This is a genomic window from Fusibacter sp. (assembly GCF_057447755.1).
Window position 1 is genome coordinate 1 of record NZ_JBVBZF010000328.1, and the last position, 3,853, is coordinate 3,853.

At 43.8% G+C, this 3,853-nt stretch carries 4 protein-coding genes; all 4 read left to right on the top strand.

Annotation, left to right across the window (positions count from 1 at the left end; genetic code table 11):
• On the top strand, nucleotides 1-627 hold a 627-nt coding region (gene hemC, locus AC220I_RS19520), incomplete at its 5' end, for a hydroxymethylbilane synthase (RefSeq protein WP_486725539.1).
• A complete protein-coding gene (cobA, locus tag AC220I_RS19525; RefSeq protein WP_486725540.1) occupies nucleotides 628-2,148 on the top strand; it encodes a uroporphyrinogen-III C-methyltransferase in 1,521 nt (506 codons plus the stop codon).
• A gap of 16 nt (nucleotides 2,149-2,164) precedes the next feature.
• A complete protein-coding gene (gene hemB / locus AC220I_RS19530) occupies nucleotides 2,165-3,145 on the top strand; it encodes a porphobilinogen synthase (protein WP_486725541.1) in 981 nt (326 codons plus the stop codon).
• A gap of 9 nt (nucleotides 3,146-3,154) precedes the next feature.
• The coding region (locus tag AC220I_RS19535; protein ID WP_486725542.1) for an aminotransferase class III-fold pyridoxal phosphate-dependent enzyme at nucleotides 3,155-3,853 on the top strand (699 nt) is incomplete at its 3' end.

The window sequence follows — 3,853 nt, forward strand, 5'->3', positions numbered from 1 at the left end:
CTTGCCTTTTCAAAAACACCTAAACGAGAAGATCCTAGAGACATTCTCGCACTCAAGGAGGGCTACCACACCCTTGATGATCTACCACAAGGGGCAAGAATAGGTACTGGCAGCAAACGAAGACTCTTTCAACTTTTGAAACACCGTCCAGACATTGTGGCTGTGCCAATCAGAGGCAATGTGGAAACGAGACTCTCTAAAATTGAAAAGGAAAATCTTGATGGTGTAATCCTGGCGGCAGCTGGCCTCCATCGACTTGATCTATCCCATAGAATTACACAGTATTTAGAGCCTTCTCTTATGATTCCAGCACCTGCCCAAGGGGCACTTGCACTTCAATACCATAAAGATCGCGATGACTTAAGAGACCTATTAAATCAACTTTCAGATGATGATTCTGAGTGCTGTATCAGGGCAGAGCGCGCCTTTCTAAAAGGAGTCAACGGCAGCTGTCATATTCCAATCGGCGCCTATGCCACCCTATCTGAGGACAAGTCGACTCTGGAACTGGCATGCGTTTGGGGGACTGAAGATGGCAGTATATTAAAGCAAGTCACATTGTCTGGACCAAGTGAAGCACCTGAAGCACTCGGCCAAAAATGCGCTGATGCCATGAAGGAGGATTAAATGAGTATAAAACAATCAATGGGTACAGTCTATCTTGTAGGTGCTGGCCCAGGAGACATAGGATTATTAACCAATAAAGGATTAGCACTTTTAGAGTCTTGTGACTGCCTAGTATACGATCGCCTTATTCAAGATGAAATGTTGGCCCTTGCCCCACCGGACTGTGAGAAAATATATGTGGGTAAGGCAGCATCAGATCATGCCATGCCACAAGAGGAAATCAACCTCTTATTATGTGAAAAGGCCAAGACCTTTAAAAAAGTGGTCCGCCTCAAGGGTGGCGATCCCTATGTCTTTGGTCGAGGCGGCGAGGAAGCTGAAGTTTTAAAAGCACAGGGGGTTCCTTTTGAAGTGGTCCCAGGAATTTCGTCATCAATTGGTGGTCTTGCTTATGCAGGGATTCCGATCACTCATCGAAACCACGCTTCTTCCTTTCATGTCTTTACTGGTCATTTTAAAGACGACTCTAAGGATCACGACTGGACAGTGGTATCAAAGCTTGAAGGCACACTTGTCTTCTTAATGAGCATCAGCAGCATTCCCTATATCACTGCACAGCTTATGGCAAATGGCAAGTTAAAAACAACACCTGTGGCAGTGGTTTCAAATGCGGCATCAAGTGACCAGCAGGTCTTTATTTCAAGCCTTGAAAACGCTCTTGAAACATTACCTATCGGTAAAATCAAATCACCTGCATTATTGGTCGTTGGCGATGTTATCCATATGAGAGACACCCTTAACTGGTTTGAAAACAAGCCACTTTTTGGCAAGAGAATTGCTGTGACACGGGCAAGTGCACAGAGTAGTAAATTTGCCAAACTGCTTCGCGCTCAAGGTGCATCGGTTATTGAATTGCCTATGATAGACATAGAAGCACTTCCGACCAGTCTCTCCAAAAATCACCTTGATCAAAGCACTCAAATTTGGTTTACAAGCGAAAATGGTGTCCACGAATTCATGAAGGCACTCAATGCACTTGGTCTTGATACAAGGGCACTCGCTTCACATAAAATTTTAGCAATTGGACCGACAACCGCTCAGCACCTCTCTCAATATGGTATTAAAGCGGATTTTATCCCTGAAAGATACACTCAAGAGGGTATTATCGACTTGATGTCTTCAAAGCTTACAAAATCAGACCATGTTTTAATGCCAGGGGCTTTGGTCATGCGATCGCTTTTAACCGATTGGTTAGAGACGGTTTGTGCCTATGAAAAGCTAGCTGTTTACCAGACAGTGAGACCCGAATATTCAGAAGAAAAGCTTGCACCGGTCTTGAAGACCATTGAAAAATTGGATTATATCACCTTTGCCAGTGGTTCAGCTGTTAAGCACTTCCACGAATTTTCAAGTCAGTACGGCTTACAGATGCCCAGCCAAGCCAAATTTGTTTCTATTGGGCCTGTAACCTCTGAAACATTGACCACCTTAGATTATCCTGTTCATTTGTCTGCAGAGCCTCATACGCTTGATGCCATGCTGGGCATGATTATAGATGATGCATTAAATAACAAAGCCTAACAAAGGAGGCACCTTTATGAAACGCTTCAGAAGACTTAGAATGCAAGACAACTTAAGACCCCTCATCAGAGAGCATCAACTCTCTGTCCAGGATCTCATATACCCATTATTTATTGTTGAAGGTCAAGGCATCAAACACGAAATTCCTTCTATGCCAGATGTTTATCATTTTTCAATTGACCAGTTAAGGTTTGAACTCGACGAGCTTAAGGCACTTGGTATAAAGACCCTACTCTTATTTGGTGTACCCGACTCAAAAGACCCACATGGCCATTCAGCCTATGATGAAAACGGTATTGTTCAAAAGGCCGTTAAAGCAATTAAGGCCTATGACGAGTCCTTCTATATCATAACTGATGTGTGTATGTGTGCTTATACAGACCACGGCCATTGTGGCATCTTGGATGACCAGGGTAATGTAATGAATGACATCACCCTTGAATATCTTGCGAAAATTGCCCTCAGTCACGTTAAAGCCGGTGCAGATATGGTTGCCCCATCTGACATGATGGATGGTCGTATAAAGGCCATGAGAACGCTTCTTGATGAAAATGGCTATGACTATACACCGATTATGTCGTACTCACTGAAATACAGCTCCAACTATTATGGCCCTTTTAGAGCTGCAGCAGATTCAAGTCCTAAATTCGGCAATCGCAAGCGTTACCAAATGGACTATCACAATAAACGAGAAATCCTTGAAATCGTAAACGAGGACATCCAGGACGGCGCTGACCTCATTATGGTAAAACCTGCCATGATGTACCTAGACATGATTCAAAAGGTAAAAGAGAACTGCACCAAACCTGTGGTTGCCTATAATGTCAGCGGTGAATATTCACTCATAAAGCAAGGCATTGCATCAGGCCTAGTAGATGAAGCCATCATCTATGAAACTATGATTGGTTTTAAACGCGCAGGTGCTGACATCATCATCACCTATTTTGCAAAAGAAATTGCTCAAAAATGGCTATCAAGTGCCAATGAATCTATATAGGAGGCTCATATGTCAAATCAAAACATCCTTTCAAGTCAACTATTTGAACGCGCAAAGGCGGTCATTCCCGGTGGTGTCAACAGCCCTGTAAGAGCCTTTAAATCTGTTGGTTGCGACCCAATTTTCATTGAAAAAGGCTTGGGATCGAAAATTTATGATGTGGATGGCAACACCTACCTTGATATGATCTGTTCATGGGGACCCCTGATTTTAGGACACAGTCATCCAACTTTACTCGAAAACATTGAAGAAGTTTTTTCTAGAGGTACAAGCTTTGGTGTGCCAACACCGCAAGAAGTAACGATGGCAGAGCTTATCGCAGAGGCTTATGAATCTGTAGACATGATCCGAATGGTTAACTCAGGAACAGAAGCGACTATGAGTGCCATTAGGGTGGCAAGGGGTTATACTGGCCGCAATAAGATTCTCAAGTTCGAAGGGTGTTACCATGGTCACTCAGATGCCCTCCTCGTTAAATCTGGTAGCGGTACATTGACCTATGGCGTGCCAACAAGCCCAGGTGTACCTGAAGCCACTGTTAAGGATACCCTAACAGGTCGATACAACGACATTGAGATGACCAAGGCCATCTTTGAAGAAAACAAGGGTCAGATTGCTTGTGTCATCGTGGAACCCGTTGCAGGCAATATGGGTGTTGTCCCTGGGACCAAGGCCTTTTTAGATGCACTTAGAGCCTTATGTGATGCA